Consider the following 15,842-nt stretch of genomic DNA (forward strand, 5'->3'; position numbering starts at 1 on the left):
TATGGCACAATCCATTCGACTCGACACGGTTCGCAAAGAGTTCAAAACGCTCGGGCAGACGCACGTCGCCGTCGATGACGTGTCGCTCGAAATTCCCGCCGGGTCGTTTACGACGCTCGTCGGCCCCTCCGGCTGTGGGAAGACAACCACCCTGCGGATGCTCGCCGGGCTCGAAACCCCCACGTCGGGGCGCATCCACTTCGGTGACGACGACGTGACCGACCTGCCACCCCAGAAGCGCAACGTCTCGATGGTGTTCCAGTCCATCGCGCTCTACCCCCACATGAGCGTCCGCGAGAACATCGGCTATGGCCTCAAGATTCACGGCGTCCCAAAGGCAGAACGCGACGAGAAAATCGAGGAGGCCGCCCGCGTGCTCCAAATCGAGGAACAACTCGAAAAGATGCCCGCGGAACTCTCCGGCGGGCAACAACAGCGCGTGGCCCTCGGCGGTGCGTTCGTCCAGGACCCCGAAGTGCTGCTGCTCGACGAACCGATGAGCGACCTGGACGCGAAACTGAAGTCGGAACTCCGCGTCGAGATTCAGCGACTCCACCAGGAACTCGACACCACCATCGTCTACGTCACCCACGACCAGACGGAGGCGATGACGATGTCGGACCGCGTCGTGTTGCTCCGCGAGGGCCACGTCGCACAGTTCGACCCGCCGCGGACCCTGTTCCACCGGCCGCAATCTGCGTACGTCGCCAGTTTCATCGGCACGCCATCGACCAACTTGCTCACGTGCTCGGTGACGAGCGTCGACGGCGTCCCGACCATCGAGGGCCACGGCATTCGGATGCCCGCGGGCGAGGCGCTCTCCGCACACGTGGGTAACTCGGTCACGCTCGGCATCCGTCCGCAGTACCTCCGCCCGAGCGGCGGCGAAATCCGCTTCGAAGTGACCGCCGAAGTCGTCGAACCGCTCGGCACGGAATCGGTGGTACACGCGAAAACCGCCGATGGAACCCGAGTTGACGTGGTCTCGCCGGAGGTAGACGACGCACGACCGGGCGACAGCATCATCGTGGGATTCGACCGCGACGATTGCTACGTGTTCGCCGCCGACGGCGAGACCATCTGCTTTGGCGACGATCTCGAAGCGAATCCGACCCAACTCCCATGACCGACCGACCACTCGCAGACGTGACGGTGCTCGAACTCGGCCACATCATCGCCGGGCCGTTTTGCTCGCTGTTACTCGCCGACCTTGGCGCACGCGTCATCAAGATAGAACACCCCGAGGGCGGTGACATCGTTCGCGACTCCTCGCCGCTCGGCAACAGTTCGTTCAACTACGTAAATCGGGACAAAGAGAGCATCACGCTCGACCTGAAGACCGCCGGTGGCCGCGAAATCTTCCACAGTCTCGTCGGAGAGGCGGACGTCGTCGTCGAGAACTTCAAGCCGGGCACCGCAGAACGCCTCGGCGTCGGTTACGACGCACTCAGTGAGGAGTTCCCGTCACTCGTCTACTGCTCGATAAAGGGCTTCAACGAAGGGCCGTACGAGGACCACCCCGCTCTCGACCCGGTTGCGGAAGCACTCTCCGGGCTGATGAGCGTGACCGGCCATCCCGGCCAACCGCCAGTGCGCTCGGGGACCAGTGTGGCCGACATGGCCGCCTCGTTGTACGGGGCGATTGGCGTCCTCGCCGCCCTGCGCCAGCGCGACCAGACCGGCGAAGGTCAGAAAGTGTCCGCGCCGCTGTTCGAGAGCACCGTCGCCCTCATGGGCTACTGGCTCTCGTTCACGCAGGCCTACGACGACGTGCCAGAGCCGCTCGGGGCGGGGCACCCGAACTGGGCACCCTACGACGTGTTCCGCACGGCGGACGAGAAGTGGGTGTTCGTCGGGCCGTCGGGCGAACGCCAGTGGCGGGCATTCTGTGAGGCACTCGACCTCTCGCTTCACGAAGACGACCGCTTCGAGACGCTCGCCGACCGCCGGGAGAACGTCTCGCTGCTCACCGACCTGCTCGCCGTCGAGCTCAGGCAGTTCGACCGGGTTGAAATCGTCGAGCGACTTCGCGAAGCGAGCGTGCCGGTGGCTCCGGTCAACAACATCCGAGAGGTGTGCAACGACCCACACCTCGCGGCGACGGACGCGCTCACGTCGGTCGCGGTCGCAGAGGGCGCAGGCGACACGGTTGCCGTACCCCGGTCGCCGATTCGCTCCTCCGCGTTCTCCCGTGTCGAGTCGCGCCCACCACCGCACCTCGGTCAGCACACGGCGTCGATTCTCGAGTCACTCGGCTACTCGACGGCTGAAATCGACGCACTGCGCGAAACCGGCGCTATTTGACCCGGCGGGCGAGCGAGAGCGCCTCGTTCAAATCTACTTCTTCCCGGTTTGCCAACGCATCGAGGAGCGTCGCAACCCGTTCGTCGGTGGGTTCGATACCGGCGCGTTCGAACAGTCTGCGGGCCGCTCCTCGCCCCGTGTCCGGGCCGAACAGCAGGCGTCGCTCGCCCCCGAAGCGGGCGGGGTCGAACGGTTCGAACAGCGCAGGGTCGTCGAGCATCGCGGCGGTGTGCAGGCCCGATTCGTGGGCGAACACCTGGTCGCCGAGCAGCGGTTTCCACGCCGAGACGTCCTCACCGAGGGCGGCGAGCACGGCCCGCGAGTGAGTGAGCAGGTCCGACTCGTCGATTTTCGAATCGACCGCTTCCTCGCCGAGGAGGCCCGCGACGACGAACTCTTCGAGCGGGACGTTCCCGGCGCGTTCGCCGATGCCGGCCACAGAGACGTCAACTCGCCCGACGCCCATGTCTGCGGCGGTGAGGGCGTTTGCCGTGGCGACGCCGATATCGTCGTGGAAATGGACGCCGACGCCGGAGAGGTCTGCGTCGAGGGCGGTGAGCGTTTCAGTGACGCCTTTGGGAGTTCGACTGCCGACGGTGTCCGCGATGGTCACGAACGCCGCTTCGACCTGTTCGACGACTTCGTTCAGAAACGCGAGTTCGGTCCGAAAGCCGTCCATCGCGGTGAAGTGGACTTCGAGGCCGGTGTCGTGGGCCGCGTCAAGAGCGTCGTGGACGGTTTCGAGCAGTTCCTCGCGGGAGGTGCCGAGCATGAACTCGCGCTGGGCGTCGCTCGTCGGGGCGAACAGGTCGATGACGTCCACGCCAGCTTCGACGGCGGCGTCAATGTCGCTCTGGATGGCGCGAGCGATTCCTGTCGTCTTCGCGTCGCCGTCGTACTGTTCGCAGACCCGGCGCGTTCGGTCGTCTGCGACGGGAAAGCCGAGCTGGATGTAATCGACGCCGAGGGCGTCTAAGTGGCTCGCGGCTTCGACCTTCTGGTCGACCGAGAAGCGTCGGCCGGGTCGTTGCTCGCCCTCCCGAAGCGTCACGTCGAGCAGTTTCATGGCTGGACAGAGGAAGCGGAGGACCAAACGGCTTCGCCCTGCATGTGTGGGCTTCCGCGGGCGAAGCCGCTAAGGCCGACCTGTCCTAAGAAGTGACAACGATGAAGGCGCTCGTGATAGCCGCACATGGCTCGCACCTGAACGCGGAGTCCAGCACCCCGACGTTCTCACACGCCGACACGATTCGGGCGACCGGCGTGTTCGACGAGGTGCGCGAAGCGTTCTGGAAAGAAGAACCGTCGTTCCGGGAGGTCATCCGCACTCTGGAGAGCGACGAAGTGTACGTCGTCCCGCTGTTCATCAGCGAGGGCTACTTCACCGAACAGGTGATTCCCCGCGAACTCAGACTCGCCGGGTGGGACGTGGCCGACTGGAACTCGGACGGCCTGAGCGCGACCCACGTCACGCTCGAAAGCGAAGATACGGGCAAGACAGTCCACTACTGTGGGCCGGTCGGCACCCACGAATCGATGACCGACGTCATCATCCGCCGGGCGGAGTCGGTGACGGGCGACCCCGACGTGGGGCCGGGCTTTGGCCTCGCCGTCGTTGGTCACGGGACGGAGCGAAACGCGAACTCGGCGAAGGCGATTCACTATCACGCAGACCGCATCCGGGAGTCCGGTCGGTTCGACGAGGTAGCGGCGCTGTTCATGGACGAAGAACCCGAGGTGGACGACGTGACCGACTACTTCGAGGCCGAGGACATCGTGGTGGTTCCGCTGTTCATCGCGGACGGCTTTCACACCCAGGAAGACATTCCCGAGGACATGGGCCTCACCGACGACTACCGCAAGGGATACGACGTGCCTGCCGTCGTCGACGGCCACCGCATCTGGTACTCGGGGGCCGTGGGGACGGAGCGACTCATGGCCGACGTCATCCTCGAACGCGCCGCCGACGCGGGCGTAGACGTTGGAGACACCCTCGAAACGGTCCGTGAAGCGACGCGGGCGGCCGGAGGCGCACGATGACCGAGCTTCAGCGCGTCACCCTGCGCCGGGCGGCCCCCAACGGTGTGGAATGCGACGGCCTCGTGGTGTCCCACGACCGAAGCGGGTACACCTTCGAGACGCCCGCGACCCGCCACGAGCAACTGGACGCGGAGGCGTTCGACGACGTGGCCGCAGACCACCCGTGGCTGGTGTCGAACTGGCACTACTGGCACCAGTTTGCAGAGCCGTCGCGACGCGACTTCCTGCGCTGGGTCGAGGGCGCGGACGACCGGAGCGTCGCAGACCGATACGACGCCCTCCCCGAGGGCCTCTCCCGGGAGTGGGGGCAACTCCACATCACCGCCGAACTGGCCGGTGCGGGTGAGCGGCGGTATCACCTCCGACACGTCGCCGACGCGGGTGCGGAAGTCGATTCGCTCGACACCTACACCGACCCACTGGACGCCCGCGACCTGGCGAAACACGACGACGCAGGGCGGTATCGGCCACTCAAGACCGCGCCCACGCTCGTCGATGGCTGGGCGTTCGTGGACCTGACCGGACGCGAACTGCTCCAGACGGTCGACTTCTTCTATCCGGCGACGGTGGCGAACTGGTATCGCGAGCAGGAAGGCGAACTCGACGTGACCCACTTCCGCGAGACGGCAGAACGCCAGACCGGCATCTACGACGTGATAGACGAACTGCCACAAGAGGCGGTCGAGTGGGTGGCCGAAGCCTGCTGTGTGGACTCCCAGTGTCTGAAGCGCCGCGAGTGGGACGAGGATGTAGAGACGCCCCTCGACGTACCCCGTGGTGACGGCGAATTCCCGTGCCGTGAACCGTGTTCACTCGTCGTCGCGGCGGCGCGAAAGTGGACGAAGTTAGAGCAAGAGGAGGAGCAGACCTACGAGGTGACGATGACCGAGAGCGAACTGGCACAGTTGGCCGACCTCGTGGATGCCGTGGCAGAGGGGCGCACCGACGAAATTCGCGAGGCGGACGTGTACGACGGCGCGAACCGCTATCGGGCGCGCTACCTGCGGGCGAAGCGAATGGACGACGCGGGCCGATTCGAGAACGTCACCGAGCGCTAGCGCAATCGCCGGTACAGCGGCCAGAACGGCAACACGAGCGTCACGGCCACGGCGATGATGAGCGGCATGAAGCTGATGCCGGTGACGGTGGTTCGACTATCGACGACGAGCAATGCGACGAGGCAGGCGAAGAGGTACAGCCACGCGAGTACCGCCTTCGACTCCAAACGGTCCGCAAGCGGAATTCGCCACGCACCAAACATAGCTACTCAGTACCACAGTTGAGGTTATAAATTTCAGTCAGACAGACGTAGGACAGTTAAAAACTCTCGAACACCTGAGTGTTCACGAGCGCAAGAAGGCCACCGCGACGAGAACGCCCGCGAGCAACGTGAGCACGCCGAGTAAGAACACCATACTGTCGGCGATAACCAGTGCGACGAGCGCGAGGACGAGCGCCGCGAACCCGAGCAGCAATACGGCGATGTCGCCGCCTTCGAAGGAGAGATTCTCCATCAGCCCGGGGGCCGGGTCAGGCTGTGGAACCGGCTTGCCGAGCGATTCGTCTACCTCGACCGGTTGTTTCTCGACGGTGGGTTCTGCCACCTTCACGTCCACGAACTTCGTCTCCGCGCCGTAAGCCGAGACGACCTTGAGTTTCCCGCGGACGGGACGTTTGCCCTCCCGCACGGAGATGCGAACCGGGCGGCTCGAATCGGATTTCACGTGGTGGTTTCCGGCCTCCATCTCCGCGACCTCGGAGAGCGCGTCGTCTAAGTGCAGGTGAACGTGGACCGCCTCGCCGTGGTTCACGAGATTGACGGTGAACGTGCCACCGGTCTCGAAGGAGTCCGGTGTCTCGAGTGCGTGGAGTCGGCCACGGTTGACGTGCACGGGAAGCGTATCGGACACGTCACTCAAAATGAAGCGCCAGTAGAAAAAGGTTCAGGCTGCGACGTCCTCCCGCATGTCCGGCGGGAGGAGATTCGGAATGCCGTCCTCGATGGGGAACTGCTCGCCACACTCGGTGCAGACGAGTGTTCCACTGAGAACTTCGTCGTCGTCACGTTCGTCGACCTCGAGTTCGAGGTCGCTCTTGTCCATCGGACAGCAGAGAATGTCCATCAGCGATTCCTTCATCGAAGCTCACCCTCGGTCATAGTGAAAGTGTAGGAAGGTATCGCTAAAAGCGTGACGGGTCGCAGTGGCGCGACCGCGTTATTCGAGCGGGTTCTCTAAGATGACCGTCTGGTCGCGGTCTGGACCCATGCCGACGGCGAAGATGTCGGTGTCGAGTTCCTCGCTGATGTATTCGAGGTAGGTCTGGGCGTTATCTGGAATCGCGTTCCAGCCTTCCTCTGCGACAGCGCTCCAGTCTACGTCCTCCCAGCCGTCGAACTCCTTGTAGTTCGGTTCACACCGCGCCCACTGCTCGGTGGTCGGTGGGACGGTGAAAATCTCCTCGCCATCGAGAGTGTAGGAATGGCCCACTTTGAGGTCGCCAAGGCCGGCGAGCACGTCGATGTGATTGATTGCGAGGCCGGTAAAGCCACTTGCGCGTTCTGCGTGGCGGAGCATCGGCATGTCGAGCCAGCCGATGCGGCGTGGGCGACCGGTGACGGTGCCGAACTCGCCACCTTTCTCGCGAATCTCGTCTGCGAGGTCCTCCATGTCGCCGGTGAGTTCGGTCGGGAGCGGTCCCGTGCCGACCCGCGAGAGGTAGGACTTCACGATGCCGACGACGTCGCCTTTGCCGACGATGGTCGGGGCGACACCCGTGCCGACGGCTGCGCCGCCGGAGGTCGGGTTCGAGGAGGTGACGTACGGGTAGATGCCGTGGTCGATGTCGATGGAGGTGCCCTGTGCGCCCTCGAACATGACGTTCTTGCCGTCTTTGATGGCGTTCGTGAGGAACTCACCCGCGTTGACGGTCATGTTGCCCTCGGCGAGGCGCTCGCCGTATTCTTTGTACTGTTCGAACAGTGCGTCTACGTCGAACTCTTCGCCCGTTTCGACGCCGAAGACGTCCTCCGCGAGGGCGCGTTTCTGCGGGACGACGTATTCGAGGCGCTCGCGGAGCACCTCGGGGTTGAGCAGGTCGCCGATGCGGATGCCGCGACGGCCGGCCTTGTCCTCGTAGGTCGGGCCGATGCCCCGGCCCGTGGTTCCGGCGTCTAAGTCGGAGTCGGACTTCGCCGTCTCCTCGATGCCGTCCAGCACTTTGTGGTACGGGAGGATGACGTGGGCGCGTTCTGCGACGCGGACGTCGGGGGTGAGGCCGCGCTCTGCGAGCGCGTCGATCTCAGAGAAGAGCGTTTCGGGATTCACGACACAGCCGTTGCCGAGGATGCCGATTTTGCCCCGGACGGCCCCGCTCGGAACGAGCGAGAGTTTGTATTTTTCGCCGTCGTGGACGACGGTGTGGCCGGCGTTGTCGCCACCCTGGTAACGAGCGACGATGTCGGCGTTGTCGCCCCAGAGGTCGACGACGCCGCCTTTGCCCTCGTCGCCGAGTTGCGAACCGACGATGGTTACGGTCATACGCGGGAGTTCCTGTTACCGGGGTAAACCGATTACGGAATTGGCGACCGGATAAACTCACGACGAGTGTCATGTTTTGTCTCGAGCCGAAGCGTTAATAAATCACACACCCGAAGTCGGAATCTACGATTTTGTTTGGCCTCCGACGACAGCAACCTTTAAAGGCTTCAAACACAAGTTAACAAATGCCATGATAGACCGACTTGAGAAGGAAGTCGACATGCTGGAACGTCACCTTCAAGTCCTGAAGATGGTCATCGAAAACGAACCAATTGGGATCGTGAAGATGTCCAACGAAACCGGGTACCCGCACCACAAGGTCCGCTACTCTCTCCGCGTGCTCGAAGAGGAGAACCTCATCGAGCCGTCGAGCCAGGGCGCTATCACGACCGACCGCACGAAGGAGTTCGTCTCCGACTTAGACGGGAAGGTCGACCAGATTATCGAAAAGCTCGAAGGAATGAAAATCGAAGGCGCGACCGAACTCGCGTAACCGTTCTTCGCTCGCTGTTGAAACTCCGTCTGCACTGCGCAGACTCCTCTCTTTAGCCCGGGCAGTCGATTCTCTGCCCCGCTACAGTTCGGGGAGGTTCATGTAGAACTCCCCGCCCCGTGCTTCGACGAGACAGAGGTGGTAGCCCTGCTTGCGCGATAACTTCACGTAGCTCTTGCGCTTGTCACGACTGAGCAGGCCGCCACCCGTCGCGTCGGCCGCCGTTTCGAGCGCCTCCGGGTCGTAGAAACTCGACGTGACGAAGAACGCAGCGCTCAGACTGTCTGCGGTCTCTGCGACGCGACTGCCCTCCGTAATCAGCGAGGCGAGCATCGATTCGGTCGCCGGGTCGCGCGAGTCGTTGAAGTCCGCGACGACGAGCGGATTACCCATCCGGTCGCGCAGGACGACGTCGAAGGTAAGTTGCTCTCTGTGTTCTTCGCCATCCTGCTGGTACCTGATGCTCACCTTCGCGTTGAGTTCGGCGCGGTCGATTTTCGGTATCGCGGCGAACAGTTCGCGCACTGCCTCCTCGTTGCCCGTATCGCGTATCTCGAACAACAACGAGCGCGTGAGCCACTCGACGAATCGATACTGCACCGTCTCCGTGAGGAACGCCTCGAACTGCTGGCCATCGACCGACACGTCCGCGGCGTCGAACTGCGTGTGATACTCGATGCGGAGGTTCTCGACAATGTCCATCGCTTCCGCCTCGCCTTCGAGAACGGATTGCAGGGTCGTCTTGGACTTCGAGTTGTACCGGACGAACAGATTGGTTCCCGAAAGCGCCTCTGCGGGCGTCATGCGCTCGTCGCGTCCGACGGCCGTGCCGTTTTCCCGTGCCTCGTCTAAGAGCGTTTCGAGCCGAGCAACCTCGGCTTCGAGGCGGGAGACTTCGGCTTCGAGTTCCTCGCGCTCTGCTTGCAACACTTCCCGGTCGTCGGTCACCGATTCGAGTTGCGTTTCGAGGCGCGCGACCTCATTTTTCTGGTTCTGGAGTGCAGCACGCAAGTCCTCGACTTCGGAATCCGGTTGCGGTGACTGCGGTGGGTCCTGTTTCGGCGGGGCGTTGGGCGTGCCGGTCGGCCGCCGGGAACTGGACTCGCGGACGAGCGACTGCTCCGTGCGCTCCGGTCGGTTGGCCGTATCGATGCGCCCGCCGGCCCCCTCGTCGGTCTTCGCCGGGTCGAGCGACGGAATCGACCGAGTTTCGAGCGCCCGTGTACTCAACCCCGACGCCGGAGCACGGCTGACTTCGGCTGGTTCGCGGTCGTCGGGCAACGGACTGTCCGGAGGCGTCTCAGACGGGTCTGCGAGCGGGTCTGGTGGGGATGTCGGCTCTGCGTCGTCGGACGCGGCGTCGGCGTTATCGACTGTCGTACCCGGGCTCTCCGTCCCCACGTCAATCTCCTCATCCTCGGCCGCTGCGTCGGCCTCCTCACTGGCGGCAGCCGCCGACTCGGTGGGCTCCCGTGCGTCGGTACCCGGCGCGGTCGGCGTTTCCTCGGTGGTCGGCGGTGCCTCGCCTGCGGTCGCTCCCGCGTCGTCCGCTGGTTCGACTGTGCTGTCCGCGCCGTCCGGCGAATCCGACGTGGATTGCGCTGGTGCTTCGTCGGTATCGACGACGGTGGCCGAGGCCGAGTCGGGTTCCGCCACGTCAGGGATGTCGAGGATGTCCACGTCCACCGCTTTGACGGCGTAGATGCCGACTTCGTCCGCTGCCCGGTCGAACGCTTCGTCGTCGGTCAACATTCGACCGCTGTTGCCCACGAACGCGACGGCCTTCGAGCGCCCGGCGTAGTAGACGAGATAGTAGTCACCGGAGAGGACGTTGTCCGAGAGTTCGACGTAGCCACTGAAGTTGCCGCTCGTCAGTTGGTCGTCCACCTCGCGAAGCGGCGTGTCGTTTGTGTAGTACTTTGCGCGCGTCTCGCCGCCCTCGTGTTGCATGAAATAGAGCAGCGGGAGCGACGAGTGCGGCGCGGCGTACGCTGTGCCGCTCGCGTCCTCGAACGCCGAGAGTGCCCCGTCCGCGATGCCGACGACGCGTCCATTCTGCATGAAGAGCCACGCGCTGCCCGCCACAACCGCGCCCGTGAACTGGTCGTCCGCGAGCGCGTGCAGGCCACGATAGCCGCCTTCGAACGACCGAGCCTCCCAGTCTCTGATTCGTTCGACGGTCGTTTGGTCCATAGTCTCACAACCAAGAATAACGGCAAATAGTTACCGCACGACTGGTCAGCGTTTGGGGAGGACGGCGCGGGGAGAACGGGTCAGTTTACAGCTTCGATTCCGCATCTTTCGCGAGTTCAGCCATCCGCTTTCCGATGCGGCCGGCGTTCGAGAACTCGTCTTCGCTCATCGCGTTGGCGAGCGCGTTGCCGAGGACGAACACGGCGTGTTTGTGTTCGCTTTTCGACTTGTGAACGTCGTCCGGCGTGACGTCTAACTGGTAGTACGGGTCGAAGACGCTCGCGTCGACGCCCGACATCTCGGCGTAGTTCTCCATGATGGTCACCATCTGCTCGTGCAGCTGGAGCAGTTCGTCTTTGTGCATTAGCGGGTGTTTGGCGAGTACGCCGCTTAAGAATTTCTGACAATCAGTACCACAAACCGCCAAAACGTGTTAGAAGACGTACTCGTCTTCGTGGCCCATCATCCCGTCGTCTTCGAAGCCGCCGACGGGTTCGTCCTCTACGTGACCACTCGTTTTGTACGCCTTCAGCCCGGCTGAGATGAGTTGCTGAACCGCCTCTTCGCGGTTCATGAATTCGCCCTGTTCTACCATCTGGGTAATCTGCATCTCGAGGTGTTCCGGGATTGTGAGCTCAACTTTAGGCATCGGAATAGTCGCCGCTTCGTGGGAGCCGTATTTAACTCTGACGGGGAGGTGATTCGTATTACGTGAACCGTGCTGACTGTTTTGCGAACAATTATCTTGAACGCAGGCGCTAAAACCCCGTCCTGAAGGACGGGGATACAGCGTCCCCAGAACGCTTTGCGTTCTGGTGTCTCGGTATCCGCTGGATTCCGACGAGTCCGCAGGACCTGTGGTCCTGCGAGATGCGAACGAGACGCGTTGCGTCTCGTCAACGCCGTCTGTGTGTGGAAAAGAGTGACATTGATTCCCACCGTCCACCATCCGTCGGCCCGAAGGTTATGACCCCTTCGGTGCCCGATGGCCCGAAACTGGCGGTTCGAGTGTCCGCCCACCCCGGCAACGGGATGCGCCCCTCGTGGGAACCAAAAACCAAGCATCGGGCTTCGGAACGCGGTCGAAGTAACTCCGAGTCCGCTGACGGCCCAACCGAACCCGTCGGAACCGAAACGGCGGGTTCGGGCGGGAGTGAGGAGAGGAGTACCGGCGGTGTGGCACCGCCAGCAGTCCACCAGTACCCTCACGGGACTGCGCTCGGAGATTCGGACTCCGACTGCGGTAGTGGAGTGCAAACCTGCAACCACCCAAACCAGCACGCCTTCGCGTGTGGGAAGCCCCGTCGTTTACGACGGAGAGGATGTCACTTCGACGCCCACACGAGTCGGTGGGTCAGGCGGAACTCCCCATCGCTGGCGGTGAGTACCGGTGCTATCGACAACTCTTACGGCTATCCGACACGTATCTCGGTGTATGAGCGCGCGAGACGTTACGAACCTCTATCAGGAGTTCGGCGAGAAACGATTACCACCGGGACAGCGAGAGACCTCCCGGTTCCCCGTCCTGTCGAAAGGCGGGACGCCGAAGTGGAACCGCGAGACGTGGAAATTCGAGGTGTGGGGCGCGGTGGACAACCCCCTCACGCTCTCGTGGGAGGAGTTTACCGACCTGCCGAGCGAGACGCAGTTACAGGACTTCCACTGCGTCACGGGCTGGAGCAAACTCGACTGTACGTGGACGGGCGTCACCTTCCCAACGCTCGCAGAGGTGGCGCAGGTGCGCGACGACGCCACCCACGTCATGTTCTACGGGATGGACGACTACTCGACTGACCTGCCCCTCTCTGAGTGCATGCGCGACGAGGTACTGTTTACGTGGGCGTTCGACGACGAACCACTCGAACCCGACCACGGTGGCCCGCTGCGCGTCGTGACGCCCCACCGCTACGCCTACAAGGGGGCAAAGTGGGTGAACGGCGTCGAGTTCCTCACCGAGTCAGAGCGGGGCTACTGGGAGAAACGCGGGTATTCGCAGAGTGCGAACCCGTGGAACGAGGAACGGTATAGTTAGGCTAAATAGTCGCCAGCCCTGAATGCCGGTAATGGAACCCCTGCGCAGCGACGAGACGGTGGCGCACGCGTCGGGTGACGCCACCCTCGAAAGCCGGGTGTGTGAAATCGAGCGGCTTTCCCTCCACCGACTGCTCGATGCCGCCGACGCGCCGCGCATCGCGTGGAGTACTCCCGACGGACCGACGATCGTCGCCTTCGGCGCAGCAGACGTCCTGACCGCCGAGGGCACCGCCCGCTTCGACGACATTCGCTCGCAGGCGGAGACGCTGTTCGCCCGCAGTTCGAACGCCACAAGCCTCCCCGAGGCGGCCCGCCCCCGCCTGTTCGGCGGCTTTTCGTTCAACGAAGGCCCGACCACCGACGAGCACTCTGCGTGGGCGGGCTTCCCCGATGCCCAGTTCATTCTCCCGCGAGTACAGGTATCCCAGACAGCCGAGAAGACGTATCTCACGGTCACGCTCGCGGGACCGGGAGCAACCCCGGAAGCGGCCAATGCACTGCTCGAACAGGAACGCGAGTCGCTCGCAAACCTCCCGACAGAGCCGCCGACCGCGGCAAAACCCGGCGTCGCCTCGCTCGAACTGACCACCCCACGCGAGACGTGGACCGAGCAAGTAGAGGCCGCCCTCGCTCGCATCGAACGCGGCGAACTCACGAAGGTCGTCCTCGCGCAGGCACTCACCGCGACGCTCGAAGACGACCTCTCCGTGCCGGGGGCACTCACGCGACTGGCGGAGGCGTACCCGGACTGTCACCGATTCCTCGTCGCCCCAGACGAACACGGCACCTTCTTTGGCGCGACGCCAGAGGGCCTCGTCTCGTTGCGCGGACGCACCGTCTCCACCGTGGCACTTGCCGGGTCCACCGGCCGCGGGGAGACGCCTGAGGAAGACGAGTGGCTCGGCGCGGAACTCCTCGCGAGCGAAAAGGACCGCCACGAACACGACGTGGTCGCAGAGACCATCCGCGAGCAACTGTGTCCGTTCGCCTCGAGCGTCTCGCTCGGCGAGCGCGGCCTTCGACGACTGGCCACAGTCCAGCACCTCCAGACGCCCATCACGGCCGAACTCAAGCGTGACGAACACGTCCTCTCGCTCGTCGAGGCGCTCCACCCGACGCCGGCCGTCGGTGGCCTCCCGCCAGAGCGGGCGAAACGCACGATTCGCGAGACAGAGACGTTCGACCGGGGGTGGTACGCCGCACCCGTCGGCTGGTTCGACGCGGCCGGAAACGGGTCGTTCGTCGTCGCAATTCGTTCGGCGATTGCCCGCGGTGACGAAGCGACCCTGTTCGCCGGGGCGGGTATCGTCGCCGACTCGGACCCCGACGGCGAGTGGGACGAGATACAACTGAAGTACCGACCGATGTTAGACGAACTCGAATGACTGCCCCGAACCGAAATACACTCTGGGCGCGGGTCATCGCGGACGAGTTCTCGAAGGCCGGCGTCGACGCCGTCTGCATCGCTCCCGGCAGTCGTTCGACACCGCTCACCGTCGCCTTCGACCGCCACCCTGAGATTCGCGTCTTCTCGCACCTCGACGAACGCGCTGCCGCCTTCTTCGCCCTCGGCAGGGCCAAGCGCACGGGCCGACCGACGCCGCTCATCTGCACCTCGGGCACCGCGGCGGCGAACTTTCATCCTGCCGTCATCGAGGCATCACAGGCTCGCGTCCCGCTCGTCGTCATGACCGCAGACCGCCCGCCCGAACTCAGAGACAGCGGCGCGAACCAGACGATAGACCAGGAAAAGTTGTACGGCAGTGCGGTCCGGTGGTATCGAGACCTCCCCGAACCGGCCGTCGAGGACCGCAAACTGCGGTCGCTCCGCACCGACTGCGCCAGAGCGGTCACGACGGCGAGCGGTCCCCATCCCGGCCCGGTTCACCTGAACGTCCCGTTTCGCAAACCGCTCGACCCCGTCGAAGTGCCGGGCGACGTCCCCGAGGGGTTCGCTGCCAAATTCCCGCTCGCGGCGGAAGGGCGAACCGGCCCCTTCGTATCGGTACAGCAGGGAACGACGCATGCCGACGAATCCACGCTCTCTGAACTGGCAGACGCACTCGACACGGCAGCCCGCCCGCTCGTCGTCGTCGGCCCGGACGACCACGGTCCGGCCCCGGCGGCCATCGCAGCCCTCGCCGACGCGACGGGTGCGCCGGTGCTCGCCGACCCACTCTCGCGGGTTCGATTCGGGCCGCACGTCGCTGAGCGGCCGATCTGCGGCGGCTACGATTCGTACCTCGCGGGCGAGTGGCCCGCCCCGGACGTCGTCTTGCGCTTTGGCGCGTCGCCAACCTCGAAGGTGCTCCGAACCTACCTCGAAGAGTCAGGGGCCACGCAGTTCGTCGTGGACCCCGCAGGCGAGTGGCGCGAAGCCACGTTCACTGCGACAGCCCTGGTGGTCGCTGACCCGACACCGTTCGCAGCGGCGCTCGCAGACCGCTGTTCGCGTTCCGCAGACGACTGGACTGCCCGTTTCGAAGCCGCCGAAACTCGCTACTGGGAGTTGGTCGGATCGGCCCACGACGAGCAGTTCTTCGAAGGCTCCGTCCTCGGCGACGTAGTCGAACTCGCGCCCGACCCGACGACGCTGTTCGTCTCGAATTCGATGCCAGTGCGTGACCTGGACCGCTTTGGACAGCCCCGAGAGGCGGCGATTACCGCCCTTGCAAACCGGGGGGCGAGTGGCATCGATGGCGTCACCAGTTCGGCTCTCGGTGCGGGGAGTGCAACCGACGACCCGCTGGTGCTCGTGACCGGCGACCTCGCGTACTACCACGACATGAACGGCCTGCTCGCGCTCTCTCGCTGTGGAGTGGACGCGACCATCGTTCTCGTCAATAACGACGGCGGCGGCATCTTCCACATGCTCCCGATAGAGGAGTTCGACCCGCCGTTCACCCGCCAGTTTAAGACGCCACACGGACTCGATTTCGAGGCGACGAGCGACCTCTATGACCTCGACTTCGTGCGCGCAGCGGACCGCACCGCGTTCCGCGAGGCGTTCGCGGCGTCGGTTGGCGAGTCCGGCACGCGCGTCATCGAAGTTCAGACGGACGCGGCGACCAGCCACCGGTTCCGCGAGCGCCTGCACGGGCGGGTCTGCGACACGGTTGGGCGACCCGAGTGACGCGACGTAAGACGGCCGCGACGGCGGACGACAGCGACCCGGACGTGGCTTCCGGAGTCGATTTTTCACCTGTTGCACCGAGTCCGCCCGACCAACCGACCGGTTT

General features: G+C 64.2%; 16 protein-coding genes. 8 read left to right on the plus strand and 8 right to left on the minus strand.

From position 1 onward, the window contains the following. Position 1 precedes the first annotated feature (1 nt). Together P1M51_RS07925 and P1M51_RS07930 are read left to right on the plus strand one after the other, a co-directional pair. On the plus strand, positions 2-1,126 hold the full coding sequence (locus tag P1M51_RS07925) for an ABC transporter ATP-binding protein (protein ID WP_276247664.1): 1,125 nt from the start codon (positions 2-4) through the stop codon (positions 1,124-1,126). Further along, the gene (locus tag P1M51_RS07930; protein WP_276247665.1) at positions 1,123-2,304 is read left to right on the plus strand and encodes a CaiB/BaiF CoA-transferase family protein; all 1,182 of its coding nucleotides are present in this window, start codon (positions 1,123-1,125) and stop codon (positions 2,302-2,304) included. Before P1M51_RS07925 ends, P1M51_RS07930 begins: the two co-directional genes overlap by 4 nt. Here P1M51_RS07930 and P1M51_RS07935 read toward each other — a convergent pair. Continuing rightward, positions 2,297-3,370: a LeuA family protein gene (locus P1M51_RS07935; protein WP_276247666.1), complete on the minus strand. Its 1,074-nt coding sequence runs from the start codon at positions 3,368-3,370 to the stop codon at positions 2,297-2,299. The genes P1M51_RS07930 and P1M51_RS07935 overlap by 8 nt on opposite strands. A 101-nt stretch (positions 3,371-3,471) precedes the next feature. On the opposite strand from P1M51_RS07935, the gene P1M51_RS07940 reads away from it, so the two are divergent. Beyond that, positions 3,472-4,344: a CbiX/SirB N-terminal domain-containing protein gene (locus tag P1M51_RS07940; protein WP_276247667.1), complete on the plus strand. Its 873-nt coding sequence runs from the start codon at positions 3,472-3,474 to the stop codon at positions 4,342-4,344. Beyond that, positions 4,341-5,402, plus strand: a complete 1,062-nt coding sequence (locus tag P1M51_RS07945) for a DR2241 family protein (RefSeq protein ID WP_276247668.1) — start codon at positions 4,341-4,343, stop codon at positions 5,400-5,402. Before P1M51_RS07940 ends, P1M51_RS07945 begins: the two co-directional genes overlap by 4 nt. Here P1M51_RS07945 and P1M51_RS07950 read toward each other — a convergent pair. The 4 genes from P1M51_RS07950 to P1M51_RS07965 all read right to left on the minus strand — a co-directional run bounded on the left by P1M51_RS07950 (position 5,399) and on the right by P1M51_RS07965 (position 7,883). Then, positions 5,399-5,605 carry a hypothetical protein gene (locus P1M51_RS07950; protein ID WP_276247669.1) on the minus strand — a complete coding sequence of 69 codons (207 nt, stop codon included), beginning with the start codon at positions 5,603-5,605 and terminating at the stop codon, positions 5,399-5,401. The genes P1M51_RS07945 and P1M51_RS07950 overlap by 4 nt on opposite strands. An 82-nt stretch (positions 5,606-5,687) precedes the next feature. After that, complete coding sequence (locus P1M51_RS07955) at positions 5,688-6,254, minus strand: hypothetical protein (protein ID WP_276247670.1); 567 nt, start codon at positions 6,252-6,254, stop codon at positions 5,688-5,690. 33 nt (positions 6,255-6,287) lie between these two features. Further along, on the minus strand, positions 6,288-6,482 hold the full coding sequence (locus P1M51_RS07960) for a methytransferase partner Trm112 (RefSeq protein ID WP_276247671.1): 195 nt from the start codon (positions 6,480-6,482) through the stop codon (positions 6,288-6,290). Positions 6,483-6,560: 78 nt separating this feature from the next. Beyond that, the gene (locus P1M51_RS07965) at positions 6,561-7,883 is read right to left on the minus strand and encodes an adenylosuccinate synthase (protein ID WP_276247672.1); all 1,323 of its coding nucleotides are present in this window, start codon (positions 7,881-7,883) and stop codon (positions 6,561-6,563) included. Positions 7,884-8,073: 190 nt separating this feature from the next. On the opposite strand from P1M51_RS07965, the gene P1M51_RS07970 reads away from it, so the two are divergent. Then, positions 8,074-8,376, plus strand: a complete 303-nt coding sequence (locus tag P1M51_RS07970; RefSeq protein WP_276247673.1) for a hypothetical protein — start codon at positions 8,074-8,076, stop codon at positions 8,374-8,376. Between the two features lie 81 nt (positions 8,377-8,457). Here P1M51_RS07970 and P1M51_RS07975 read toward each other — a convergent pair whose 3' ends face one another. From P1M51_RS07975 to P1M51_RS07985, 3 genes are all read right to left on the minus strand, one after another. Then, entirely contained in the window at positions 8,458-10,569 is a 2,112-nt protein-coding gene (locus P1M51_RS07975) for a hypothetical protein (RefSeq protein WP_276274976.1), read from the minus strand. Positions 10,570-10,654: 85 nt separating this feature from the next. After that, a complete protein-coding gene (locus P1M51_RS07980) occupies positions 10,655-10,933 on the minus strand; it encodes a UPF0058 family protein (protein ID WP_276247675.1) in 279 nt (92 codons plus the stop codon). Positions 10,934-11,002: 69 nt separating this feature from the next. Continuing rightward, complete coding sequence (locus P1M51_RS07985; RefSeq protein ID WP_276247676.1) at positions 11,003-11,218, minus strand: ribbon-helix-helix domain-containing protein; 216 nt, start codon at positions 11,216-11,218, stop codon at positions 11,003-11,005. Between the two features lie 786 nt (positions 11,219-12,004). Between P1M51_RS07985 and P1M51_RS07990 the strand changes: the two genes are divergently transcribed. Genes P1M51_RS07990 through menD form a run of 3 tightly spaced genes read left to right on the plus strand, consistent with a single transcriptional unit; the run spans position 12,005 to position 15,736 of the window. Beyond that, the gene (locus P1M51_RS07990; RefSeq protein ID WP_276247677.1) at positions 12,005-12,601 is read left to right on the plus strand and encodes a sulfite oxidase-like oxidoreductase; all 597 of its coding nucleotides are present in this window, start codon (positions 12,005-12,007) and stop codon (positions 12,599-12,601) included. A 31-nt stretch (positions 12,602-12,632) separates the two neighbouring features. Then, a complete protein-coding gene (locus tag P1M51_RS07995) occupies positions 12,633-13,988 on the plus strand; it encodes an isochorismate synthase MenF (RefSeq protein WP_276247678.1) in 1,356 nt (451 codons plus the stop codon). After that, on the plus strand, positions 13,985-15,736 hold the full coding sequence (gene menD / locus P1M51_RS08000) for a 2-succinyl-5-enolpyruvyl-6-hydroxy-3-cyclohexene-1-carboxylic-acid synthase (protein WP_276247679.1): 1,752 nt from the start codon (positions 13,985-13,987) through the stop codon (positions 15,734-15,736). The genes P1M51_RS07995 and menD overlap by 4 nt, the downstream gene beginning before the upstream one ends. Positions 15,737-15,842 lie beyond the last annotated feature (106 nt).

The organism is Haladaptatus sp. QDMS2, assembly GCF_029338295.1.
In the GTDB taxonomy this organism is placed as follows: domain Archaea; phylum Halobacteriota; class Halobacteria; order Halobacteriales; family Halococcaceae; genus QDMS2.